The organism is Actinospineispora eucalypti, assembly GCF_039543365.1.
Classification (GTDB): Bacteria; Actinomycetota; Actinomycetes; order Mycobacteriales; family Pseudonocardiaceae; genus Pseudonocardia; species Pseudonocardia eucalypti.
The window spans coordinates 46,081-64,730 of sequence record NZ_BAABJP010000015.1 but is presented as its reverse complement, the minus strand read 5'-3'; the positions used below and the strand labels follow the sequence as shown (position 1 = coordinate 64,730).

The window sequence follows — 18,650 nt, the reverse complement described above, 5'->3', positions numbered from 1 at the left end:
GTATGCGCGTAGGCCGTACGCTGTCAAGTCATGCCCCGCCCGCGCTCGCTCAACCCGGAGGTGATCGTCGCCGCCGCCCTGGCGGTGATCGACCGGGACGGGCTGGACGCGCTGTCCATGCGCGCGGTGGCCGGCGAGCTGCGCATGGGCACCATGTCGCTGTACCGCTACGTGGCCGACCGGGACGGGCTGGAGTCCCTGGTAGTGGAGCGGTTGCTGGCCCAGGTGGACCCCCGGCCGCCGGCCGGGCTCTCCTGGTGCGCCGAGCTGCACGTGCTGGTCGGCCGGGTGCGGGACGCGGTCGGCGCACACCCGGCGGTCATCCCGCTGCTGCTGCGCCGCCGGCACGAATCGGCGGCCTCCCGCCGGTGGCTCGAGGCCACGCTCGGTGCGCTGGAACGGGGCGGGTTCACCGGGGCGCGGCGGGTGATCGCGCAGCGCACACTGGTCAGCTACCTGCTCGGCGCGTTGCAGACGGAGTACTACGGCGCGCTGTCCGGCGCCGGCACCGAGGCGCTGGCGATGGACGACTGCCCGCTGATCGCGCAGACCGCGCGTGCCGCCGCCGGGCTCACCCCGGAGGACGAGTTCGGCCGGGGCCTGGCGGTGGTGATCGCCGGTCTGCGCTCCGGCGAGGCGCCCTAGCCTGCCCGGGGCTCGCGCCACATCGAGCGCATGACCACCTCCAGGCCGCGCACCGGCAGGGTGCCGGTCTCCGCGAACCCGAACCGCCCGTAGTACGACACCAGCTCCGGCTTGCACTCCAGGTAGGCCGGCAGCTCCCGCTCGTCCAGGCGGGGCAGCATGGATCGCAGCAGCGCGGTGCCGACGCCCCGGCGCTGCGCCTGGGGGTCGGCGCCGAGGTGGAACAGGTACCAGTGCGGGGTCGAGGGGCGGGCGGCCTGGAACACGTCGCCGATCCGCATCAGGCGGGGGAACCGGTGCCGCGCCGCGCGCGCAGCCCGGGCAGCGTGGCCACCAGCGCGGACTGCTCGGGCTCCACCCGGCCGGGCTCGGTCCAGAACGCGGCGCCGGTCGGAGCGCCCGTCGGATCGCCGGCCAGCTCGACGTATCCGTCCGGGAGCATCTGCCGCAGGAACGTGTCCATCAGGCCGGGCAGCCGGCGCCGCCGGGCCTCGTCGTCCGGGATCACCCAGCGGTAGACGGGGTCGTCGTGGAAGGCGCGGGCCAGGATGCCGGCCACCGCGGCGTGGTCGGCCGGGGTGGCCCGCCGGACGGTCGGTTCGGTCATGGCCGGCGCACCGAGGAGCCGCGCGGAGTGCCGGGCACGCCGTTCGCTCCGTGCCGCTGTTGGATCTGGTACTCGATCAGCGCCAGGTCCTGGTGCAGCTGGGCGATCCGGGCGAGCACCTGTTCCCGGTGGGTGACCAGCACCTCGTGCCGGCGCCGCTCGGCGTCCTGGCCGTCGCCGGTCAGTTCGGCGTACTCACGCAGCTCGCTGGTGGACATGCCGGTGGCGCGCAACCGGTCGAGCAGGCGAATCCGGGCCACGTCGTGCTCGGTGTAGCGGCGTGCGCCGTTCTTGGACTTGGCGCCCTTGCCGTTGTTGGCGTTTTTGCCGTTGTCCGGCGCACCGGTTCCGGAGATCAGGCCGGAGCGCTCGTAGGAGCGCAGCGTCTTGGTGGTCAGCCCGGTGAGCCGGGCCACCTCGGCAAGGGTCAGCTCGTCGTCCACCGATGCGGCCTCGCCAGCGTCGTCGTGTGTCGGGTGCTGGCACCCTAGCGCTAGTGCGGCTTGGTGGCGGACTGCAGGCCGATCTTGCTGGCCACGTCCGTCAGTACTTTTGCGTAGCCCAGTCCCGTGAGTCGGGCTTTCGTACCTGGATCCCCGACTCACCGTACCCAGATCCCCGACTCGCGGGGGGTGGGTTAGGCGAGGGTTTCGCGGATGCGGGTGTGGGTTTGGTCGGCGGCTTCGCGTTCGGCTTGGGTGGCGGGTTCCAGGCGGACGGGGATGTCCTTGTGGTGTGGCGTGCCGGCGATGGGGTCGCGGTCGGTGGCGCTGGTGATCAGGTTCAGCCTCGGGCCGTTGATCACCCGGCCGCCCCGGCCGTCCGGGTAGGACATGCCGTAGCCGTGCGGCAGCGCGGCCTGCATCGGGCGCAGCGACTCGTCGGCCTCGGCGCGCGCCACGATCCGGCCGGTCGAGGTCTGCACCGCGACCCAGTCACCCGGGTCGACCCCGACCGAGGCCAGGTCGGCGGCGCGGGCGCGCAGGGCGCCGTCCGGGTCGGTGCGCCGCCAGGCCGGCGGGCGCAGGATCTGGTTCGCGTTGTGTGACCGGCGCTGGCCGGCGATCAGCGAGAACGGGTACCGGGGGTCCGGCGCCTCGGCCACCGGGTCCAACCTGCCCAGCCAGCTCAACATCTCCGGCACGGCCAGCTGGATCCGCGGCCGGCGCACCAGCGACCAGACCTCCTCGTAGGTGTGCACGCTGAACGGCGTGCCGCTGGTGCTGCCCAGGATGCGGTCGAACAGCTCCTCGCCCAGCGCGGGGACGTCGGCCGAGGAACCCAGCGCGCGTCGAACCTGCTCGGGCATCTGCGCGGCCGCCCGGTGGGCGCCGGCCCACAGCGGCGCCATGGACGCCGCTCCGCCCGGCAGCGCCGGCCCCAGCGTCCGGTACAGCAGCACCGGGGCGATCGCGGCCAGCTCGGGGTCGCCCTTCATCAGGCGGGCCGCCGCCGGCATCAGTTGCGCGCGGTCCACGCGGGCGGTTTCGACCAGGGAGTCCAGCTCGGCCGCCGGGGGCAGCACACCCAGCTCGTCCAGCAGCCGGGTGTAGATCTCCGCCTCCACCAGGGTGCCCTCCAGCGGCGTGAACAGCGGTGGCCGGACCTGGAAGTAGTTGGTCGGCCACTCCAGGCTGAAGAGGGTGAACTCCCACTTCTCGTGCTGCGCGGCGGCCGGTAGGACGTAGTCGGCCTGCGCGGCGGTCTCGGTGTAGGCCACGTCCACCACCACGGACAGCTCGCACTCGCGCAGCGCCCGCTCCACCGACGCGGTGTCGGCGTAGGTGTTCGCCGGGTTGGAGGACTCCACCCACACGACGCGGACCCGGTTCGGGTGGTCGGTGAGCACCTCCTCGGCCAGCGTGTTCGCCGGCAGCAAGCCGCCGATGTACTCGTAGCCGGTGATCTCCGAGCGCTTCCCGTTGGAGTTGCTCCACAGCGGCAGCAGCCAGGAGTGCATGCCGTTGGTGCCCGGCCGGCCGAAGTTCCCGGTGAGCAGGAACAGCAGCTTCTCCAGGTAGCTGTTCAGGGTGGAGTGCCGGCCCTGCTGGATGCCCAGCTCCACCCGCACGGTCATCGCGTTCGCGGCCAGGATCAGGTCGACGGCGGCGTCCACGTCGGAGCGGGAAAGCTCGCAGTGCGCGATCCACTCGTCCACCGGGACCGCCCGCAGCGCCTCCGCGACCTCCTCGAACCCGTCGCAGTGGGCGGCCAGGAACTCCCGGTCGGCGCCGCCCCGCTCCAGCACCAGGGCGAGGATCGCGCCGAGCAGGTAGGCGTCCGTGCCGGGGCGCAGGGGCAGGTGCAGCTCGGCCACGTCGGCGGTCTCGGTGCGCCGGGGGTCGACCACGATCACCTTCCGGTTGGGGTCGTTCTTGATCGTGTTCAGGGCCTGCCGGGCGTTGGTGAAGCCGTGCGCCAGCCACGGGTTGCAGCCGATGACCAGCAGCAGGTCGCACTCCTCGATGTCCTCGGCGGTGTGGCAGGCCTGCGAGCCGAACATCTTGCCGTTCACCCAGAAGTCGCCGGTCTTCTCCTGGGACAGCGCGTTGAAGTATCGGGAGGAGTTCATCCACTTCATCAGCGAGGTGCCGTAGGCCCCGCCGGAGTGGTTGCCCTGGCCGCCGCCGCCCACGTAGGCGAACGAGCCGGGCCGGCCGGCCGCCGTGTCCGCGTCCCGCACCGCGCGCAGCTGGATGGCGATCTCCCGCAGCGCGGTGTCCCAGTCGATCTGCTCGTGCGAGCCGTCCGGGAGCCGGCGCAGCGGGCTGGTCAGCCGGTCGCCGTGGTTGCCCAGCCAGTTCAGCCGCTGCGCCTTCTGGCACAGGTAACCGGCGGAGCGGGGGTTCTCCTTGTCGCCCCGCACCCGGGTGATCGCGCGGCCGTCCAGCTGCACCTCCAGCCCGCAGTTCAGGTAGCAGAGGCTGCACGCGGTCTTGTGCCACTCGGTCACCGACAACCCCCAGGGTTTCGCAGAAGAACTCAGCTTGCCTACAGGGTTGCGTCAATGAACCCTGGTGTCAACCCGGTCAGAGCGAACGGACGATGTCGATCGCCCGGCCGAGCGTGTCCAGCTTGGCCGGTACGGAGTCCCCGGCCGGATAGAGCCGGACCGTGTCCACGCCGGCATCGCGCCACACCGCGAGCCTTTCCCGGACCATCGGCTCGGTGCCGATCAGCGTGGTGGCCAGCACCATGTCGTCGGTGATCAGCTCGACGGCGGCGTTCCGGTCGCCGGCCTGCCAGTGCTCGTGGACCGCCGCCGCCACCTCGGCCCAGCCCTGCCGGCCGTAGGCGTCCCGGTAGAAGTTGGTGCTGGCCGAGCCCATCCCGCCGAGGCTGAACGCGAGCTCCTTCTTCCGCGCGGCCACCATGGTGCGCAGCGCGTCCTCGTCCTCGGCGAACGCCACCTCGGCGCCCTGGCACACGTCGAGCGCGGCCCGGGTGCGGCCGTTTCGGGACAGCCCGGCGTCCAGGTGTCGGAAGTAGGCGGCCGAGCCCTCCGGCACGAAGCTCGTGCCCAGCCACCCGTCGGCCAGCTCGCCGGTCAGCTCCAGCATCTTCGGGGAGAGGGTGGCCAGGTAGATCGGGATGTCCGGGTTGGGCTCCATGGACACCCGCATCGGCTTGCCCTCGCCGCCGGGCCGGGGGACGTGGAACGCCTCCCCGCTGAACGACACCTTGTCCCCGGCGAACACCTGGCGGACGATTTCGATGGTCTCCCGCATCCGGGTCAGCGGCTTGGCGAACCCGACGCCGTGCAGCCCCTCGATGACCTGCGGGCCGGACGCGCCGAGGCCCAGCGCGAACCGCCCGTCGGACATCGCGGACAGGGTCAGGGCGGCCTGCGCGATGGCCACCGGGGTGCGGGTGCCCAGCTGGATGATCCCGGAGCCGAGCAGCATCCGTTCGGTGCGGCCGGCCAGGTAGCCGAGCACCGACGGTGCGTCCGAGCCCCACGCCTCGGCCACGAAACAGGCGTCCAGGCCGAGTTTCTCCGCCTCGACGGCGAACGTGGCGACGTCCCGGAAGTCGTGCGAGGCCTCGATGGTGGTCGCGGTCCGCATCAGCCGACGCCCTCCACGCGCTCCTTGATCGCGGCCAGCGTCGCGGTCATGTTCTTCTCGAACTCGCGCAGCCGGTTGAAGACGATCTTCTGTTCCTTCTCCGGCATGCGGGTTATGGCCACGGTGAGCATGGAAGGGCCCGGTCCGAGCTGCGCCGACTGGTGCAGCCGGGTGCCGTCGCCCTCCGGCTCGAGGGTGAACCGCCACACCGCCGACGGGTTCTCCGCGTCGGCCACCGCCCAGGAGAACGCCCGCGTGGGCTCGCACTCCACGATCTCCGAGGGAACCTGCCAACCGCCGGTGGCCGGGTGGCTGCTGTGGCCGAGGAACCGCGCGCCGAGCGCGGGTCCGCTGGCCCCGTCCAGCCACTCGATCGCGTCCAGCTCGTTGCTCATCTCGGGCATCCGGCCGGGGTCGCTCACGATCTCCCAGACGGCCTCGGGTGGGGCCTCGACGAACGTGTCGACCCGCACCGTCGGCTTGTCCGCGTACCGCGCGCCGGTCCACTCCATTGCGGCCCCGTCCTCTCGGTTGAGTGATCGCCGACCAGAGTTGCGCAAACAGACCCAGATGTCCAGCGGCCTCTCCCGGCCGGGGATGTCGATTCGCGGTTGCCGCTAGCGGCAAGTGTAACGCTGTTTTGATGCCGGAAGCGACAAGCGCTCACCCGCTGCCCCGCTCGCCGCCGCGCACGGCTCATCGGGTTAATGACGGCTGCTCGCGGTGGGGGTGGTCGCCGACTCTGGCGGATCAGCGTCGATTTTCGACGCTGTAGCGCCACAAATGACGATCACCCCTGGCGGCGGCCTCGGGGTGGGGCGAGGCAATGATGGGGGGATGTGGACGCGGTGGGTCGCGGTGCTCGGTGGGGCGGTTGTGCTCGGGCTCGGGGTGGGCGGGTGCTCCGAGGCGGCGGTGAGTGGGCCGCCGAGTCCGGTGACGGCGGCACGGCCGGCGCAGCCGGGGGTGACCGGAGGACTGGTCGGCGCGGTGACCAAGTTGGGCCTAATCAGCCAGGACTCCTGCCAGACCGGGCCGGCCGAGCAGGTCTACCCGGACTGTGACCGGTTCATGGCCCAGCTGCGGTCGGCGGTTGCCACGGTGCGCGACTCGGCCGGCGGCCTGCCCAATGCGGCCGAGGTGAAGCGGACCGCGGCGGAGACCCTCGCCGGGGCCGATGCGTTCGACCGGGACGGGTGTGGTTCCGGGCCGACCGGGTCGGCGTCCAGTGGTGCCTCGAGCTGCGTCGGCAACCTGGCCAGGGTGCGCGCCGGGGTGACCACGCTGATCGCGCAGACCGCCTCGGTGGCGAACCGCTGAGGTTCGGCCGGTCGATCGGCCGATGGGCGCCGGCGGCCGTGCTCGGCGTCGCCCCCGATTCCGGCGGGGCCGCCTGCGCCCTCGGGTCGATCGACCCGGCCGATGCGGATCAGCCGGCCGCGCCCCGGCTGCCCAGGATGTCCCGGACGGCGTCCGCCGGGATCCGGAACGAGCGGCCCACGCGTACATGTGGGATCTCGCCGGCATGAACCATTCGGTAGATCGTCATTTTGGACACGCGCAGGGTGTTGGACACCTCCGCGACGGTCAGCAGCTCGGCGCCGCTGGCAGGTCGCTGGGCGCCAACGCCGGTGCCAAATTCGGGGGCAGTCTTTTCGCCGAGATTCATGTCAACGAGGTCGCGCGCGTGATCGGCATTGTTACGAAAGCGAGAAAAGTAATCGGTGTGTTCACCGTGCCGAGTGTGATGTGTTGCTCAAACGGGTGATTCGGTCACTCATCGTTATAGCGTGAGGTGTGCACGCCTGTGGCGGGCAGGAAATCGTTCCCCGCCCGCCATCTGCGGCGATCTCCCGGCTGACCTCCGTGATCCGGCCGTGATCGGGCGCTCACAACGCGCTGCGGCGCCCGTTCATCTTGATCCTCAACCGGGTGAATGGGTTACTGCTTGGCGTCGCCCTCGCCGGCCGGGGTCTCGATGGCCTCCGGGGATCCGGACGTCACCTCGATCCGGGTGGCGCCGCCGTTGGCGGCATACGCGCCGGCCACTCGCACGCGCAGCACGCCGGCCTCGTAGGACGCGCTGACCGCCTCGGCGGTCACGTGCGCCGGCAGCGTGAAGGCGCGACGGAACGAGCCGTAGCGCACCTCGCGCAGCGCGCCGCGGCCGCGCTCCTCGGAGCGCTCGTCCCGCCGCTCGCCGCGCACCACCAACTGGTCGCCGTCCACCTCGACGGTGACGTCCTTGGTCACGTCCACGCCCGGCAGCTCGACGGTCACCACCGCGTCGTCGCCGTCCCGGGACACATCGGCGGCCGGCACGAAGGCGCTCGGGGTGGCCGGCCAGCTGGGTACCGGTCCACCGAAGGCGCGCCGCACCAGGGCGTCGAAGTCGGCGAACGGGTCGCGGCGGCTCCACAGGGAAACGTTGCTCATGATCTCCTCCAGTTCCGAAGCTTTCGCTCATATAACTTGAGCTGAAGCGACTCAATTCCAGCGAGGAGGGTGACGTGCGCCACGCGAGAGCCAATCATGTGGAATTGGCTCTCGACGTCGAGGCCAATTCCCGCGCAGCATCGAGGTCGTGGCTACCGTGACCCCGAAGCTGACCCCGGTCTCCCTGGCCCGTCGCCCGGTGAGCCGGCTGATCCAGCTGATCGTCGGGCTCACCCTGTACGGGGTGAGCATGGCGTTCATGATCCGCGCCGGCCTCGGCCTCGACCCGTGGGACGTGCTGCACCAGGGCCTGGCCAACCACGTCCCGCTGAGCTTCGGCACCATCACAGCCCTGGTCGGCGCGCTGGTGCTGCTGGCGTGGTGGCCGCTGCGGCAGCGCCCCGGCATCGGGACGGTGGCCAACATCCTGGTCATCGCGGTGGCGGTGGACGGCGCGCTGGCCGTGCTGCCGGCGGCGACCAGCCTGTGGTGGCAGGTGCCGCTGATGGTGCTCGGCGTGGTGCTCAACGGCGTGGCCACCGCCTGCTACGTGGGTGCCCGGCTGGGTCCGGGGCCGAGGGACGGCCTGATGACCGGGCTGCACGCGCGCACCGGGAAGTCGGTGCGCCTGGTGCGCACCGGCATCGAGGTGGCCGTGCTGGCCACCGGGTGGCTGCTCGGCGGCACGGTCGGCGTCGGCACGGTGCTGTACGCGCTGAGCATCGGCCCGCTCACCCAGTTCTTCCTGCCCTGGCTGGCGTACCGCGACGGCGCAGCAGCCACCACTCCGCCACCAGCAGGTTGACGATCCAGCTCAGCCACACGCTGGCCCCGGCGGCGGCCCGGCTCATCGCGGCCTCGTCCCCGCCGAAAAGCGTGCCGGTGAACGGGTCGAGCACCACGATCCACAGCACCAGCCAGGCCCGGTTCACCACGATGGAGAAGGTCAGCGCGAAGCTGCGCACCATCCAGGCCCGGTGGTCGGCGTACCGGCGCCGGCGGGCGGCCCGGTAGCCGGCGAACGAGGTGAACAGCCACAGCACGGCCAGCATCGTGTTGCCCACCGAGGAGAAGAAGCCCGTGCTGCTCACCGGGGCGACGCCGAGCACCAGGACGCCGGCCGGGAACACCCCGCCGAACAGGTAGAGCCGCCCGATCCACCGGTGGGCCACCCGGTACCGGTTGCGCAGCCACGGCCACACCTGCAGGCAGCCGGTGACCAGTGCGACCGAGCCGAACAGGATGTGCCCCACCAGCAGCGGATAGTGCAACGGGTAGCCCGGGTGCGGCGGGATCAGCGACCGCGCCGGGTCGAACCCCAGGTAGCGGGGCAGCGAGAAGGCCAGGAACGCCACCGAAATCACGATCAGCGGCGGCAGCCAGAGGTGCTGGCGAGTGGGCATCGAGTCTCCCGGACAGAAACTGTGTATGAGCTACGCGGTAAGTCTGTCCGGAAAACTACGTATCAGATACGCAATAATTGGCCGGGATGGATACCGAACACTTGCTCTGGCGCGCCGAGCCCGGTCCGCGCCGAGGGCCGAAACCGTCCCTGACCAGGGCGGAAGTGGTACGCGCGGCGATCGCGGCCGCCGACGCCGACGGCCTGGAAGCGCTGGCCATGCAACGCGTCGCGGAACGCCTCGGCGTGGCCACCATGGCGCTCTACCGCTACGTACCCGGCAAGCACGAGCTGATCAGCCTGATGCTGGACGCCGCCGTCGGCGCGCCGCCCGAGCCGCCGTCCGGGTCTCCGTCCGGCTCTCCGCCCGAGCCGCCGTCGGGGTCGCCGTGGCGGGAGGCGCTGGCCGGGTGGGCGCGCGGCAACCGCGAGGTGTTCCGCCGGCACCCGTGGGTGCTGCCGCTGGTCGGCGGTCCGCGGATGATGGGGCCGAACGAGCTCGCATGGACCGAGGCCGGATTACGCGCACTGGACCCCACCGGCCTGCCGCCGGCCCGCCGGTTGGAAGTGCTGGTCGTGGTGAACGGCTTCGTGCGGGCGGCCGCGGCGGGGGAGACGGCCGCGCCGAGGCTGCCCGGGGCGGAGGCATTGGCGGCGTTCCCGCTGTTCCTGGGCGCGTTGGCGGGGTTGTCTAGCGGGGAGGGCGCGGCCGTGGAGCGGTTCGAGTTCGGGTTGGGGCTGGTGCTGGACGGCGTGCGGCGGCTGGTCGACGGGACCAGGTCGTAAAGGCGCCTGGACGGCGGAGCCGGTTAATCCGTCGGGGCGCGTGGCCTACCGGTTTGATCGCCGTTTGTGGTGGTTCACCAGGGCACGGAAGCCGGCGCACTCCTCCGGCGGGCCGTCGTGCGGGCATTCCCGCAGGTGAGCGAGGTACTCCCGGGCGGCATTCAGCTTCGCTACCTGGGCATCCACGGCATCGATCTGGGTCGTGACCCGGTCCCGCCAGTCAGCATCGGCGGCCCGGCGGTTCACCAGCGCGCCGATGTCCCGGATGCTCATCAGGCCGGTCTCCCGCCACAGGTGGATCAGGGCGATCCGGTACAGCTGGGCGGCGTCGTAGCAGCGCCGACCGCTCCGCCGGTGGGAGCCGAGCAGGCCCCGGCGTTCCCAGAAACGCAGCGTGGACAGGGCCAGGCCGAACCGCCCGGCGGCCTCGGTGATCTCGGTGAGCTCGTTCATTCCCGGCATGCGACCAGTTGAGCTGAACCACGGTTCAGCGGACAAGGTGAGCCTAACCTCATCGAAAGGGGAGGAAGTGGCACACACGCTGACCGAGGCCGGGCGCATGCTGCGGGCCGGCGAACTGACCAGCGTCGAGCTGGTAGAAGCGGGCATCGAGGCCGCCGACCGGCGCGACGGCGCGCTGGGCGTCTACCTGACCAGGATGGACGAGTCGGCGCTCGAGGAAGCCGAACGGGCCGACGCGGAGCTGCGCGCCGGCCGGGACCGGGGTGCGCTGCACGGCATCCCGGTGGGAGTGAAGGACATGATTGCGGTGGCCGGCGTGCCGACCACCGCGCAGAGCCTGGTCCGGGCCGGCGCCCCGCCCGAGGCGGCGGACGCCCCCGTGGTCGCCCGGCTGCGCGCGGCCGGCGCGGTGATCACCGGCAAGACCACCACCATGGAGTTCGGCTGCGGCATCCCGGACCCGGGCAAGCCCTTCCCGGTGCCGCGCAACCCGTACGACCTCGACCGGTGGGCCGGCGGGTCCAGCTCGGGCAGTGCCAGCGGGGTGGCGGCGGGGATGTTCCTGGCCGCGCTCGGCGGCGACACCGCGGGCAGCATCCGGATGCCGGCCGCGTTCTGCGGGGTCACCGGGCTGCTGCCCAGCTACGGCCGGGTGCCCCGGTCGGGCAGCGTGCCGCTGGGCTACAGCCTGGGGCGGATCGGTCCGCTGGCCCGCACCGCGCGGGACTGCGCGGCGGTGCTGGCCGCGATCGCCGGGCCGCACCCCGGTGACCCCGCCGCGACGGCGGTGCCTCCGCCGGAGGCCCCCTTCGACGACGACCGGAGCTACGGCGGTGACCTCGCCGGGCTGCGGGTCGGCCTGGTGCGGGACCTGCCGCTCGGCAGCGACCCGGCGCTGGTCGGCCGGTTGGCCGACGCGGTCGCGGTGTTCGAACGCCTGGGTGCCGAGGTGGCCGAGGTGACGCTGCCGTACTGGTCCGAGCTGATCGGCGCGACCATCGTGACCGCGGTCTGCGAGGGCCTGGCGCAGCACCGGGCCGACCTGCGGGCGCACTGGGCGGACTACTTCCCGGCCAGCCGGGGCCTGCTGGCCAGCGGCGCCCTTTTCACCGGCGCGGACTACGTGCAGGCGCAACGGGTGCGCCGGCTGGCGGCTGGGGCGGTGGCGGAGCTGTTCGGCCGGGTGGACGTGGTGCTCACGCCGACGGCGGTGGTGGGTGCCCCGCCGTTCGACGCGCTGGTCACCGAGGCGGGTCACCAGGACAACGCCGGCCTGTTCGGGCAGGTGCGCACGCCGTACTGGAACGCGCTGGGCAATCCGGTGGTGGCGGTGCCGATCGGGCCGGCCGAGTCCGGCCTGCCGCTGTCCGGGCAGCTGGCCGGCCCGGTGTTCGGCGACGCGACCATCCTGCGCGCGGCCGACGCGTTCCAACGGCACACCGAGTGGCACCGGCGGCCGGCGGCCGAGGTGGAGGGGGCGGCGGCATGAGCGACGTCGAATGGGTGCGAACGCAGCTCGCGTGGTTCGGCCTGGTGGACGAGGAGGGCGCGGCGCTGGCCGACGAGCGGCAGCTGGCCGGGCTCGCGGCGGACCACCGGGCGCTGCGCGCGGCGGTGGACGCGCTGCACGAGGCGGTCCGGGCGGCGCCGGAGACCGCGCCCGCGCTGATCTTCGACCCGTGAGTGATTTGTGTGGCCAGGGCCACACAAATCACTCACGGGTCAGTCCGCCCGCCGAAGGGTGACCGGGGCCAGCTCGGGGCGCTTCGCGGTGCGGCCGTCGCCGGAGGAGCGGCCCCGGATGCGGCGGTAGACCCACGGGCCGAGGAAGCTGCCCGTCCAGCGCAGCTCAGTGGCGGCGGTCTGCCACGGCGCGGGCGGCGGCAGCGCGGGCAGCGGCTCGCGCCAGGCGGGGTCCACGTCGGGCAGGCCGAGTGCGTGCGCCACGGCGGCGGCCGCCAGCCGGTGGCCGAGCGGGCTCAGGTGCAGCCGGTCCGGGCTCCAGGACCGGGGGTCGGTGCTGAACGGGACACCGTCGGTCTCGACCGCCAGCACGCCGTGGCGGGCGGCGGCGGCCCGGATGCGGGCGTTGAAGTCGAACACCCGCCCGCGCAGCGGCCGGGCCATCGGGGCGACCTTGACGATGTCCGGGTAGCAGATGGTCACCACCTGGGCGCCGGCCCCGGTCAGCTCGGCGAACATGGCCTCCAGGTGGCCGATCACCTCGCCGGCCTCGAAGCCCGGCCGGAGCAGGTCGTTCAGGCCGGCGACCACGGTGGCCAGGTCCGGGCGCAGGCGCAGTGCGGGCTCCAGCTGCTCGGCGTGGACCTGCCCGGCCAGCCGCCCGCGCACGGCCAGGTTGGCGTACTCCAGGCCGGGGTTGGCGGCGGCCAGCCGCTCGGCCAGGCGGTCGGCCCAGCCCCGGAGGCCGACCCGGTCGTCGCCGTCCCCGACGCCCTCGGTCTGGCTGTCGCCGATCGCGACGTAGCGGTGGTAGGGAGTCATGAGGCCGATCGTAACAGTGTTATTGCTCAGTCCGGCCACGGCGGAAGGTCGTGCTCGGCCACCCTGGCCAACTCGGCGGTGAACGCCCGGACGGCCGGGGTGTCGCCGGCCGCCGCGGACGCCACCGCGAGGCTCCGGGTCACCGCCGGGCGGCAGGCCAGGTAGCGCACCCCGGGCATGGCCACCGCGCCGCTGCGCGGCACCAGGGTCACCGTGAGGTCGGCGGCGACCAGGGCGAGCATGGTGGCGTAGTCGTACACGTGGTAGCGCACGTCCGGCTCCACGCCGTGCCGGCGCAGCAGCTGCACCAGCGCGTCGTGCTGGTCGGTGCCCGATGCGCAGGCGCTCCACACCTGGTCGCCCAGCCCGGCCAGGCGGACCGGCTCGGTTTCCGCCAGCGGGTGGTTGGCGGACACCGCCAGCCGGACCTCCTCGGTGAGCAGCGGGGTCACCCGCACACCGGGCGGCATGGCGGCCGGGCGGGCCGTCCAGCTCTCGATCACCACCACGTCCAGCCGGCGGGCGCGCAGCTCGGGAATCATGTCCACGATCTCGCCGTCCCGCATCCACGGGCGCAGCCGGGGGTGGTTGGCGGTGAGCGCGCGCAGGGCGCCGGGCAGCAGCGTGCGCACCGCGCTGGCCACCGCGCCGATGCGCAGCGGGCCGACCATCCGGTCGGCCGCATTGGCCAGGTCCCGCTCGGCGTCGGCCACGGCGGCCACCATCGAACGGGCGGTGGCCGCGAGCAGGCGCCCCGCCGGGGTCAGCCGGATGCCCCGGCCGTCCGGTTCGACCAGCCGGCAGCGGGCCTCCCGCTCCAGCTTGCGCACGTGCTGGGACACCGCCGGGCCGGTGATGTGCAGCGCCTCGGCGGCCGAAGTGATCGAGCCGTGCTCGGCGACCGAGGCGAACACCCGCAGCCTTTCCCAAGAAATCACCTAAGTGAAACTACTCAATAAGCCACATAAATACGAAGTACAAGTTGCGCACGGCAGATGGCAGCCTCGAGGTGTGAACCCGCTTCGCACCGCTCCCGCGCTGTGGGTGGCCACCGGCGCCGCCTGCATCTCCGCATCCGCCGGATTCGTCAAGCTGGCCGGCGCCGACCCGGGCTCGACGGCCTTCCTGCGCTGCGCCATGGCGCTGGTCGTGCTGGTCCCGATGGCCGGCTACGAGCTGTATCGGCGCGGCCGGCTGGACGCCCGCACGGTGTGCGTCGGGCTGGCATCCGGCGTGCTGCTCGGGCTGGACTTCCTGATGTGGACGGTGGCGATCTTCGACGTCGGCGCCGGCATCGCCACCGTGCTGGTGAACGTCCAGGTGATCGTCTTCCCGGTGCTCGCGCTGATGTTCGGCGGCACGCCGATTCCCCGGCGGTTCCTGCTGGCCAGCCCGGTGATGCTGGCCGGGGTCGCGCTGGCCGGAGGCGCGCTCGGAGCGGGCGCCGGGATGACCAACCCGGTGCGCGGCACGCTGCTCTCGCTGGCCGCCGGGGTGGCCTACGCCGGGTACCTGTACCTGAACCGGCTGTCCACCGGGCGCCGGCCGACGCACCTGGTCACGCCGGTCTGCCTGGCCACGTTCGCGGCGGCGGCGACCGCCGGCGTGATCGCCCCGTTCACCAGCGGCCTCACCTTCGACCACCCACCGGCCACCTGGGCCTGGCTGATCGGGCTGGCCCTGCTCGGCCAGGTCGTGGCCTGGTTGCTGATCAGCTACGGCAGCCGCCGGTTGGCGCCGAACATCAGCGGCGCGCTGTTGTTGCTGCAACCGGTGTTGGCCGTGCTGTTCGGGGTGGCGCTGCTGGGCGAGCGCCCGACGCTCGCCCAGCTGGCCGGCTGCCTGGTGGTGGTCGTCGCGATCTGGGTGGCGGTCAGCGGGTCAGCTGGACGCGCGGACGACCAGCTCCGGGGCGAGCCGGTGGTGCTCCTCGGTGGGGTTGAGCAGCAGGCCCAGCGCCCGGGTGGCGATGGCCTCCATCGGGTGGCGCAGCGCGGTGACCGGCGGATCCACCAGCTCTAGCAGGTCGGTGCCGTCGAACCCGGTCACCGCCATCTGCTCCGGTACCCGCACGCCCTCCCGCTGCAGCGTGCTGAGCAGGCCGACGGCCAGCACGTCGGCGGTGCACAGCGCGGCGTCCGGCAGCGAGTCCTGGCTCAGCAGCCGGTGCGCGGCCTCCCGGCCGGCCGTGGTGGAGAACCGGGGGAGCAGGATCTCCCCGTCGCCCGGTTCGGCCCGGGACCGGAACGCGGCCAACCGCTCGGCGCCCGCCGACGCCTCCTGCTCGGCGCCGATGTAGATGATCCTCCGGCGGCCCGAGGCGCGCAGGTGGTCCAGTACGGCGGCCACCCCGGCGTCGTTGTCCACCCCGACGAAGCCGCAGCCCGCGCCGGTGGCCCAGCGGTCGATCTGCACCACCCGGGAACGGCCCTCGGCGCGCCGGATGGCCACGCCGCTGCGCGCCATCGACGTGGGCACCACGGCCAGGCCGTCCACGAACGCCTCGCCGAACCCGTCGATCCGGGCCGCCTCGATATCCGGGTCGTCCGCCGACTCGGCCAGCATCACGCCGTGCCCGGCGGACCTCGCGGCCTCGGTGAACGCGTCGACCAGCTGGACGAAGTAGGGGTTGCGGATGGACGGCACCAGGATTCCGTAGTTGCCGGTCGACTGCCGGCGTAGTGCCCTGGCCACCGGGTTGGCCCGGTAACCCAGGTGCTCGCTGGCCGCCAGCACCCGCCGGGCCAGTTCCGGATCGACGTTGCGATCCGTACCGGCCAGCACCCTGGATGCCGTCGACCGGGAGACCCCGGCCGCCAGCGCGACATCGTGCAGTGTGGCGCGTACCGCCATTCCCCGACCTCCCCCGAGTCGCCGCCCCAGCGGCGAGCACGGCTGATCTTAAGGGATGGTCAATTTTCCGCTGAGATCGATTTCCGCCTGGCCCGATCGCTCCCCTGTCGGCGGCCGCCGCCAGGTGGATCGGGTGGGGGGAGGGTAGCCGGTTTCCGGGTTGGCTTCGCCGAGTGGCAGCAGGGTCGCCCGCTCTCATGATCGAAAAGCGACTGGGCTGCCGCTCGGGGTGCGCGACCCCGGCGCGACCAGGCCGGCGCGGGTCGCGCTCCGTGACCGAGCTGGCGACGGTCGGCCGGGCTGGTGTTGCGGAGGGGGCAACCTTCCTTCGTGCGCCTCGTTCTCACCTAGTGCGGAGGGCCTCGCGGTGGGCAGTTTCTAAACGCCGTTTGACCGTGTGCCCCAACGCTGTTTGAGTTGCCCCCGCCGCATGTATGGGGTCGGCGCGGCGGCGCGCGCGGCGAGTGAGACCGTGTGAGGGCCCGGGGTTCCGGTGAGCGCGCTCCCGGCGGCAAAGACGCCGCCACGTTTGCCCAGGTGAGACGCTCGACCGCGTCGCCAGAGGAGGTTTCGGGATGCTGATGGTGCTGTTGATCGTCGCGGTGGTGGCCTGCCTTGCGGCCGGTTTGATGACCGGGAACATGCTCCTGGTCTACGTCGCGCTCGGCCTCAGTCTCGTCGGTGCCCTGGGCCTCGGCGCACTGCTCTGGCGACGCACGCGGACCGGCGACCGGCCCTCCGGGGCCACCGAAGCCCTGGCAGCCGGCCCGGCCGCCACCGAAACGACCGGCGCCGAGCCCACCACCGGGTCCTCCACCGCCGAAACGACGGCTACCGAGCCCACCACGGCCGCTACCGAGCCCACTAACGCGGAAACGGCCGCCGAGCCGGCCGACGCCCAACCGGCCGGTGCCGAGCCGGCCGCCACCGAGTTGGCCGCCACCGAGTCCGCCGATGCCGAGCCGGCCAGCCCCGAGCGGGCCGGGCAGCCGGAGTCGGTAACCGCCGCGTCCGTGACCAGTGCGGATTCCGTCGGGACCAAGCCCGCCACCAGCGAAGACGCCGACGCTGAGCCGGTTGCCTCCGAGCCGGTCGCGTCCGCCGAGAAGCCCGCCGCCGAGCCGGCCGAGCCGGTCGCGTCCGCGGCGAAGCCGGCCGCCGCCGAGAAGCCAGCCGCCGCCGAGAAGCCAGCTGGCGCCGGGAAGCCGGCCGCCGCCGCGTCCGGGAAGCCGGATGTGGCCACAACCGGCGAGCCGGGTGCAGCCACAACTTCCCAGGTCAAGCCGGCCGGAGCGAAGCCCACCAAGCGCGCCGCCGCGAACGGGAACGGCTCGACCACCCGCGCGACGACCCTGAACGGGGACCGCGTCGTGCACGTCGTGCCGGGGCGCCGCCGGTTCCACCTGGATGGTTGCCGCCTGCTGGAGGGCAAGCAGCCCGAGGAGATCAGCCTGGACGAGGCGCGGGAAGAGGGATTCACCGCGTGCACCTCGTGCATCCCGAACCGGGAGTCACTGCTCGCGGGGCGGTGAGTACTCACCCCACTCGGTCACGCACTGTGAAGTCTAGCGCACTATCTATTCATCCACAACGTCTTTGCGTTGCGCTCCGTGACGCCCAAAGTCACGCATTGCTGACCTAAACAATGCCCGCTAGCGAGCCCTAACCACTCGATCGGCGGGAGTCGGCGGTCTCCCTTTGGGGGGATTTATATCGGGTTGCTAGGCTTCTGACCTGGCCAATCGCCCGTTTCACGGCAATCCGCGAAGATCTCGCTCTGGGTGAAAGGTCACGAAGAAATCAAGCGCTGTTCGGCGTAACTCTTGCGTAAGCCGATCGTTGTTCTGTTAGGTGGATCACGCGGGCATTGAGACAAGTGCTATCACGGTAGCCGCGGATTCACCGGACACCGGGACGGTGGCGTCGAGTCACGCGGTGTCTGTTGGTCGGGGCACTGGTCCAACCCGCGCGCAGCGTCGTTTGGCCAGGGAGAAGGGACAGCGGAAATGGCTAGTGGTGGCGCCTCGCCCGGCAGCAGTGCCGTGACGGTGGCGAGGTCGGCCGGCTACGTGCCCAGGACGCAGAGCCGATGGGCCGGGCTGGTGCCCAACCTGATCTTCTACCCGATCGAGCTGCTGGGCGGCATGACGCAGCTCGGCGGGCGGGTGCTGGCCTCCGCGGTCATGCGGCCGGTCGGCTACTGGCGCGCGGTGCGCGACGAGATGTACTTCGTGCTCAAGACCTCGTGGTTCCCGATCGTGGCCGCCGTGTTCACCTTCGGGATCATGGTCGGCATCGTGGGCCTCAACTTCACCCGCCCACTCGGCGCCGGCAACCGGTACGGCCAGTACTTCTTCATCGTGAACATCCGCGAGTTCACCCCGTGGATCAACTCCATGGTGGTGGCCGGCGTGATCGGCGCGGCCATCTGCTCCGACCTCGGTGCCCGGAAGATCCGCGAGGAGCTGGACGCGCTCCAGGTGCTCGGCACCGACCCGGTCCGCGAGCTGGTGCTGCCCCGGATCGTGTCCATCACCCTGCTGACCCCGATGCTGATGGTGGTCTCGGTGATCATCGGCATGGTCTGCGCGCTGATCAGCTCGGTCAGCTACGGCGGCGTGCCGGCGAACGAGTACCTGACCCTGGTCTACTCGAACCTCACCGTGGTGGAGCTCGTCGGGGCCTGGCTGAAGAGCATCATGATCGGTCTGGTGATCGGCGTGGTGTGCGCCTACAAGGGCCTGCACTGCTCCGGCGGCGCGATCGGCGTCGGCCGCGCGGTGAACCAGGCCGTGGTGCTCTCCTTCGTGCTGGTCTTCCTCATCGACGGCGTGTTCAACATGATCATGCTCGGCCTGTTCCCGCAGCTGCAGATTCTCCGGTAAAG

The 18,650-nt window shown here is 72.1% G+C and carries 21 protein-coding genes and 1 pseudogene; 9 read left to right on the top strand and 13 right to left on the bottom strand.

Going from position 1 to position 18,650, the window contains the following annotated elements:
- The first annotated feature begins 30 nt into the window (after positions 1-30).
- On the top strand, positions 31-645 hold the full coding sequence (locus ABEB12_RS16370) for a TetR/AcrR family transcriptional regulator C-terminal domain-containing protein (RefSeq protein WP_185059631.1): 615 nt from the start codon (positions 31-33) through the stop codon (positions 643-645).
- Here the strand turns inward: ABEB12_RS16370 and ABEB12_RS16365 are convergent.
- The 6 genes from ABEB12_RS16365 to ABEB12_RS16340 form a co-directional block, all read right to left on the bottom strand.
- Positions 642-926: a GNAT family N-acetyltransferase gene (locus ABEB12_RS16365; RefSeq protein WP_185059632.1), complete on the bottom strand. Its 285-nt coding sequence runs from the start codon at positions 924-926 to the stop codon at positions 642-644. The genes ABEB12_RS16370 and ABEB12_RS16365 overlap by 4 nt on opposite strands.
- Positions 926-1,252 carry a hypothetical protein gene (locus ABEB12_RS16360; RefSeq protein WP_185059634.1) on the bottom strand — a complete coding sequence of 109 codons (327 nt, stop codon included), beginning with the start codon at positions 1,250-1,252 and terminating at the stop codon, positions 926-928. The genes ABEB12_RS16365 and ABEB12_RS16360 overlap by 1 nt, the downstream gene beginning before the upstream one ends.
- Positions 1,249-1,695, bottom strand: coding sequence for a MerR family transcriptional regulator (locus ABEB12_RS16355; protein WP_185059636.1), 447 nt, complete (start codon positions 1,693-1,695; stop codon positions 1,249-1,251). Before ABEB12_RS16355 ends, ABEB12_RS16360 begins: the two co-directional genes overlap by 4 nt.
- A 194-nt stretch (positions 1,696-1,889) precedes the next feature.
- Positions 1,890-4,205: a molybdopterin-dependent oxidoreductase gene (locus ABEB12_RS16350; RefSeq protein WP_185059639.1), complete on the bottom strand. Its 2,316-nt coding sequence runs from the start codon at positions 4,203-4,205 to the stop codon at positions 1,890-1,892.
- Between the two features lie 76 nt (positions 4,206-4,281).
- Positions 4,282-5,319: an LLM class flavin-dependent oxidoreductase gene (locus tag ABEB12_RS16345; RefSeq protein WP_185059641.1), complete on the bottom strand. Its 1,038-nt coding sequence runs from the start codon at positions 5,317-5,319 to the stop codon at positions 4,282-4,284.
- On the bottom strand, positions 5,319-5,831 hold the full coding sequence (locus ABEB12_RS16340) for an SRPBCC family protein (protein WP_185059643.1): 513 nt from the start codon (positions 5,829-5,831) through the stop codon (positions 5,319-5,321). The genes ABEB12_RS16345 and ABEB12_RS16340 overlap by 1 nt, the downstream gene beginning before the upstream one ends.
- 325 nt (positions 5,832-6,156) lie before the next feature.
- On the opposite strand from ABEB12_RS16340, the gene ABEB12_RS16335 reads away from it, so the two are divergent.
- Entirely contained in the window at positions 6,157-6,639 is a 483-nt protein-coding gene (locus ABEB12_RS16335) for a hypothetical protein (RefSeq protein ID WP_185059645.1), read from the top strand.
- A gap of 109 nt (positions 6,640-6,748) precedes the next feature.
- Here the strand turns inward: ABEB12_RS16335 and ABEB12_RS16330 are convergent, their stop codons facing one another.
- Entirely contained in the window at positions 6,749-6,988 is a 240-nt protein-coding gene (locus tag ABEB12_RS16330) for an excisionase family DNA-binding protein (RefSeq protein ID WP_185059647.1), read from the bottom strand.
- 272 nt (positions 6,989-7,260) lie between these two features.
- Entirely contained in the window at positions 7,261-7,755 is a 495-nt protein-coding gene (locus ABEB12_RS16325; protein ID WP_185059649.1) for an Hsp20 family protein, read from the bottom strand.
- 148 nt (positions 7,756-7,903) lie between these two features.
- Here ABEB12_RS16325 and yczE point away from each other — a divergent pair, with 148 nt between their 5' ends.
- Positions 7,904-8,560 (top strand): membrane protein YczE, encoded by a 657-nt coding sequence (gene yczE, locus ABEB12_RS16320; protein ID WP_425572253.1) that lies wholly within the window; start codon positions 7,904-7,906, stop codon positions 8,558-8,560.
- Here yczE and ABEB12_RS16315 read toward each other — a convergent pair.
- Complete coding sequence (locus ABEB12_RS16315) at positions 8,487-9,158, bottom strand: DUF2306 domain-containing protein (RefSeq protein WP_185059650.1); 672 nt, start codon at positions 9,156-9,158, stop codon at positions 8,487-8,489. The genes yczE and ABEB12_RS16315 overlap by 74 nt on opposite strands.
- A gap of 86 nt (positions 9,159-9,244) precedes the next feature.
- On the opposite strand from ABEB12_RS16315, the gene ABEB12_RS16310 reads away from it, so the two are divergent.
- Positions 9,245-9,943: a TetR/AcrR family transcriptional regulator C-terminal domain-containing protein gene (locus tag ABEB12_RS16310; protein WP_185059652.1), complete on the top strand. Its 699-nt coding sequence runs from the start codon at positions 9,245-9,247 to the stop codon at positions 9,941-9,943.
- A 45-nt stretch (positions 9,944-9,988) separates the two neighbouring features.
- Here the strand turns inward: ABEB12_RS16310 and ABEB12_RS16305 are convergent, their stop codons facing one another.
- Positions 9,989-10,396, bottom strand: coding sequence for a MerR family transcriptional regulator (locus tag ABEB12_RS16305; RefSeq protein WP_185059654.1), 408 nt, complete (start codon positions 10,394-10,396; stop codon positions 9,989-9,991).
- 76 nt (positions 10,397-10,472) lie between these two features.
- Between ABEB12_RS16305 and ABEB12_RS16300 the strand changes: the two genes are divergently transcribed.
- Positions 10,473-11,894 (top strand): amidase, encoded by a 1,422-nt coding sequence (locus tag ABEB12_RS16300; protein ID WP_345702871.1) that lies wholly within the window; start codon positions 10,473-10,475, stop codon positions 11,892-11,894.
- A complete protein-coding gene (locus ABEB12_RS16295; RefSeq protein WP_185059658.1) occupies positions 11,891-12,088 on the top strand; it encodes a hypothetical protein in 198 nt (65 codons plus the stop codon). The genes ABEB12_RS16300 and ABEB12_RS16295 overlap by 4 nt, the downstream gene beginning before the upstream one ends.
- A gap of 39 nt (positions 12,089-12,127) precedes the next feature.
- Here ABEB12_RS16295 and ABEB12_RS16290 read toward each other — a convergent pair whose 3' ends face one another.
- Positions 12,128-12,910: a GDSL-type esterase/lipase family protein gene (locus tag ABEB12_RS16290; protein ID WP_185059660.1), complete on the bottom strand. Its 783-nt coding sequence runs from the start codon at positions 12,908-12,910 to the stop codon at positions 12,128-12,130.
- Between the two features lie 26 nt (positions 12,911-12,936).
- Complete coding sequence (locus ABEB12_RS16285; protein ID WP_185059662.1) at positions 12,937-13,848, bottom strand: LysR substrate-binding domain-containing protein; 912 nt, start codon at positions 13,846-13,848, stop codon at positions 12,937-12,939.
- A gap of 4 nt (positions 13,849-13,852) precedes the next feature.
- On the opposite strand from ABEB12_RS16285, the pseudogene ABEB12_RS16280 reads away from it, so the two are divergent.
- Positions 13,853-14,770, top strand: a pseudogene (locus ABEB12_RS16280) (DMT family transporter); the annotation flags it as partial.
- Positions 14,771-14,791: 21 nt separating this feature from the next.
- Here the strand turns inward: ABEB12_RS16280 and ABEB12_RS16275 are convergent.
- The gene (locus ABEB12_RS16275; protein WP_185059664.1) at positions 14,792-15,763 is read right to left on the bottom strand and encodes a substrate-binding domain-containing protein; all 972 of its coding nucleotides are present in this window, start codon (positions 15,761-15,763) and stop codon (positions 14,792-14,794) included.
- 575 nt (positions 15,764-16,338) lie between these two features.
- Here ABEB12_RS16275 and ABEB12_RS16270 point away from each other — a divergent pair.
- Positions 16,339-17,295 carry a prolipoprotein diacylglyceryl transferase gene (locus ABEB12_RS16270; protein WP_185059666.1) on the top strand — a complete coding sequence of 319 codons (957 nt, stop codon included), beginning with the start codon at positions 16,339-16,341 and terminating at the stop codon, positions 17,293-17,295.
- Between the two features lie 510 nt (positions 17,296-17,805).
- Positions 17,806-18,648: an MlaE family ABC transporter permease gene (locus ABEB12_RS16265; protein WP_345702870.1), complete on the top strand. Its 843-nt coding sequence runs from the start codon at positions 17,806-17,808 to the stop codon at positions 18,646-18,648.
- Positions 18,649-18,650 lie beyond the last annotated feature (2 nt).

What these genes read in the sequence shown, in the direction of transcription:
- ABEB12_RS16345 (WP_185059641.1), bottom strand. Translation starts at nt 5,319, where the DNA reads ATGCGGACCGCGACCACCATCGAGGCCTCGCACGACTTCCGGGACGTC.
- ABEB12_RS16370 (WP_185059631.1), top strand. Translation starts at nt 31, where the DNA reads ATGCCCCGCCCGCGCTCGCTCAACCCGGAGGTGATCGTCGCCGCCGCC.
- ABEB12_RS16310 (WP_185059652.1), top strand. Translation starts at nt 9,245, where the DNA reads ATGGATACCGAACACTTGCTCTGGCGCGCCGAGCCCGGTCCGCGCCGA.
- ABEB12_RS16335 (WP_185059645.1), top strand. Translation starts at nt 6,157, where the DNA reads ATGTGGACGCGGTGGGTCGCGGTGCTCGGTGGGGCGGTTGTGCTCGGG.
- ABEB12_RS16325 (WP_185059649.1), bottom strand. Translation starts at nt 7,755, where the DNA reads ATGAGCAACGTTTCCCTGTGGAGCCGCCGCGACCCGTTCGCCGACTTC.
- ABEB12_RS16340 (WP_185059643.1), bottom strand. Translation starts at nt 5,831, where the DNA reads ATGGAGTGGACCGGCGCGCGGTACGCGGACAAGCCGACGGTGCGGGTC.
- ABEB12_RS16270 (WP_185059666.1), top strand. Translation starts at nt 16,339, where the DNA reads ATGCTGATGGTGCTGTTGATCGTCGCGGTGGTGGCCTGCCTTGCGGCC.
- ABEB12_RS16330 (WP_185059647.1), bottom strand. Translation starts at nt 6,988, where the DNA reads ATGAATCTCGGCGAAAAGACTGCCCCCGAATTTGGCACCGGCGTTGGC.
- ABEB12_RS16305 (WP_185059654.1), bottom strand. Translation starts at nt 10,396, where the DNA reads ATGAACGAGCTCACCGAGATCACCGAGGCCGCCGGGCGGTTCGGCCTG.
- ABEB12_RS16290 (WP_185059660.1), bottom strand. Translation starts at nt 12,910, where the DNA reads ATGACTCCCTACCACCGCTACGTCGCGATCGGCGACAGCCAGACCGAG.
- ABEB12_RS16275 (WP_185059664.1), bottom strand. Translation starts at nt 15,763, where the DNA reads ATGGCGGTACGCGCCACACTGCACGATGTCGCGCTGGCGGCCGGGGTC.
- ABEB12_RS16295 (WP_185059658.1), top strand. Translation starts at nt 11,891, where the DNA reads ATGAGCGACGTCGAATGGGTGCGAACGCAGCTCGCGTGGTTCGGCCTG.
- ABEB12_RS16315 (WP_185059650.1), bottom strand. Translation starts at nt 9,158, where the DNA reads ATGCCCACTCGCCAGCACCTCTGGCTGCCGCCGCTGATCGTGATTTCG.
- ABEB12_RS16360 (WP_185059634.1), bottom strand. Translation starts at nt 1,252, where the DNA reads ATGACCGAACCGACCGTCCGGCGGGCCACCCCGGCCGACCACGCCGCG.
- ABEB12_RS16365 (WP_185059632.1), bottom strand. Translation starts at nt 926, where the DNA reads ATGCGGATCGGCGACGTGTTCCAGGCCGCCCGCCCCTCGACCCCGCAC.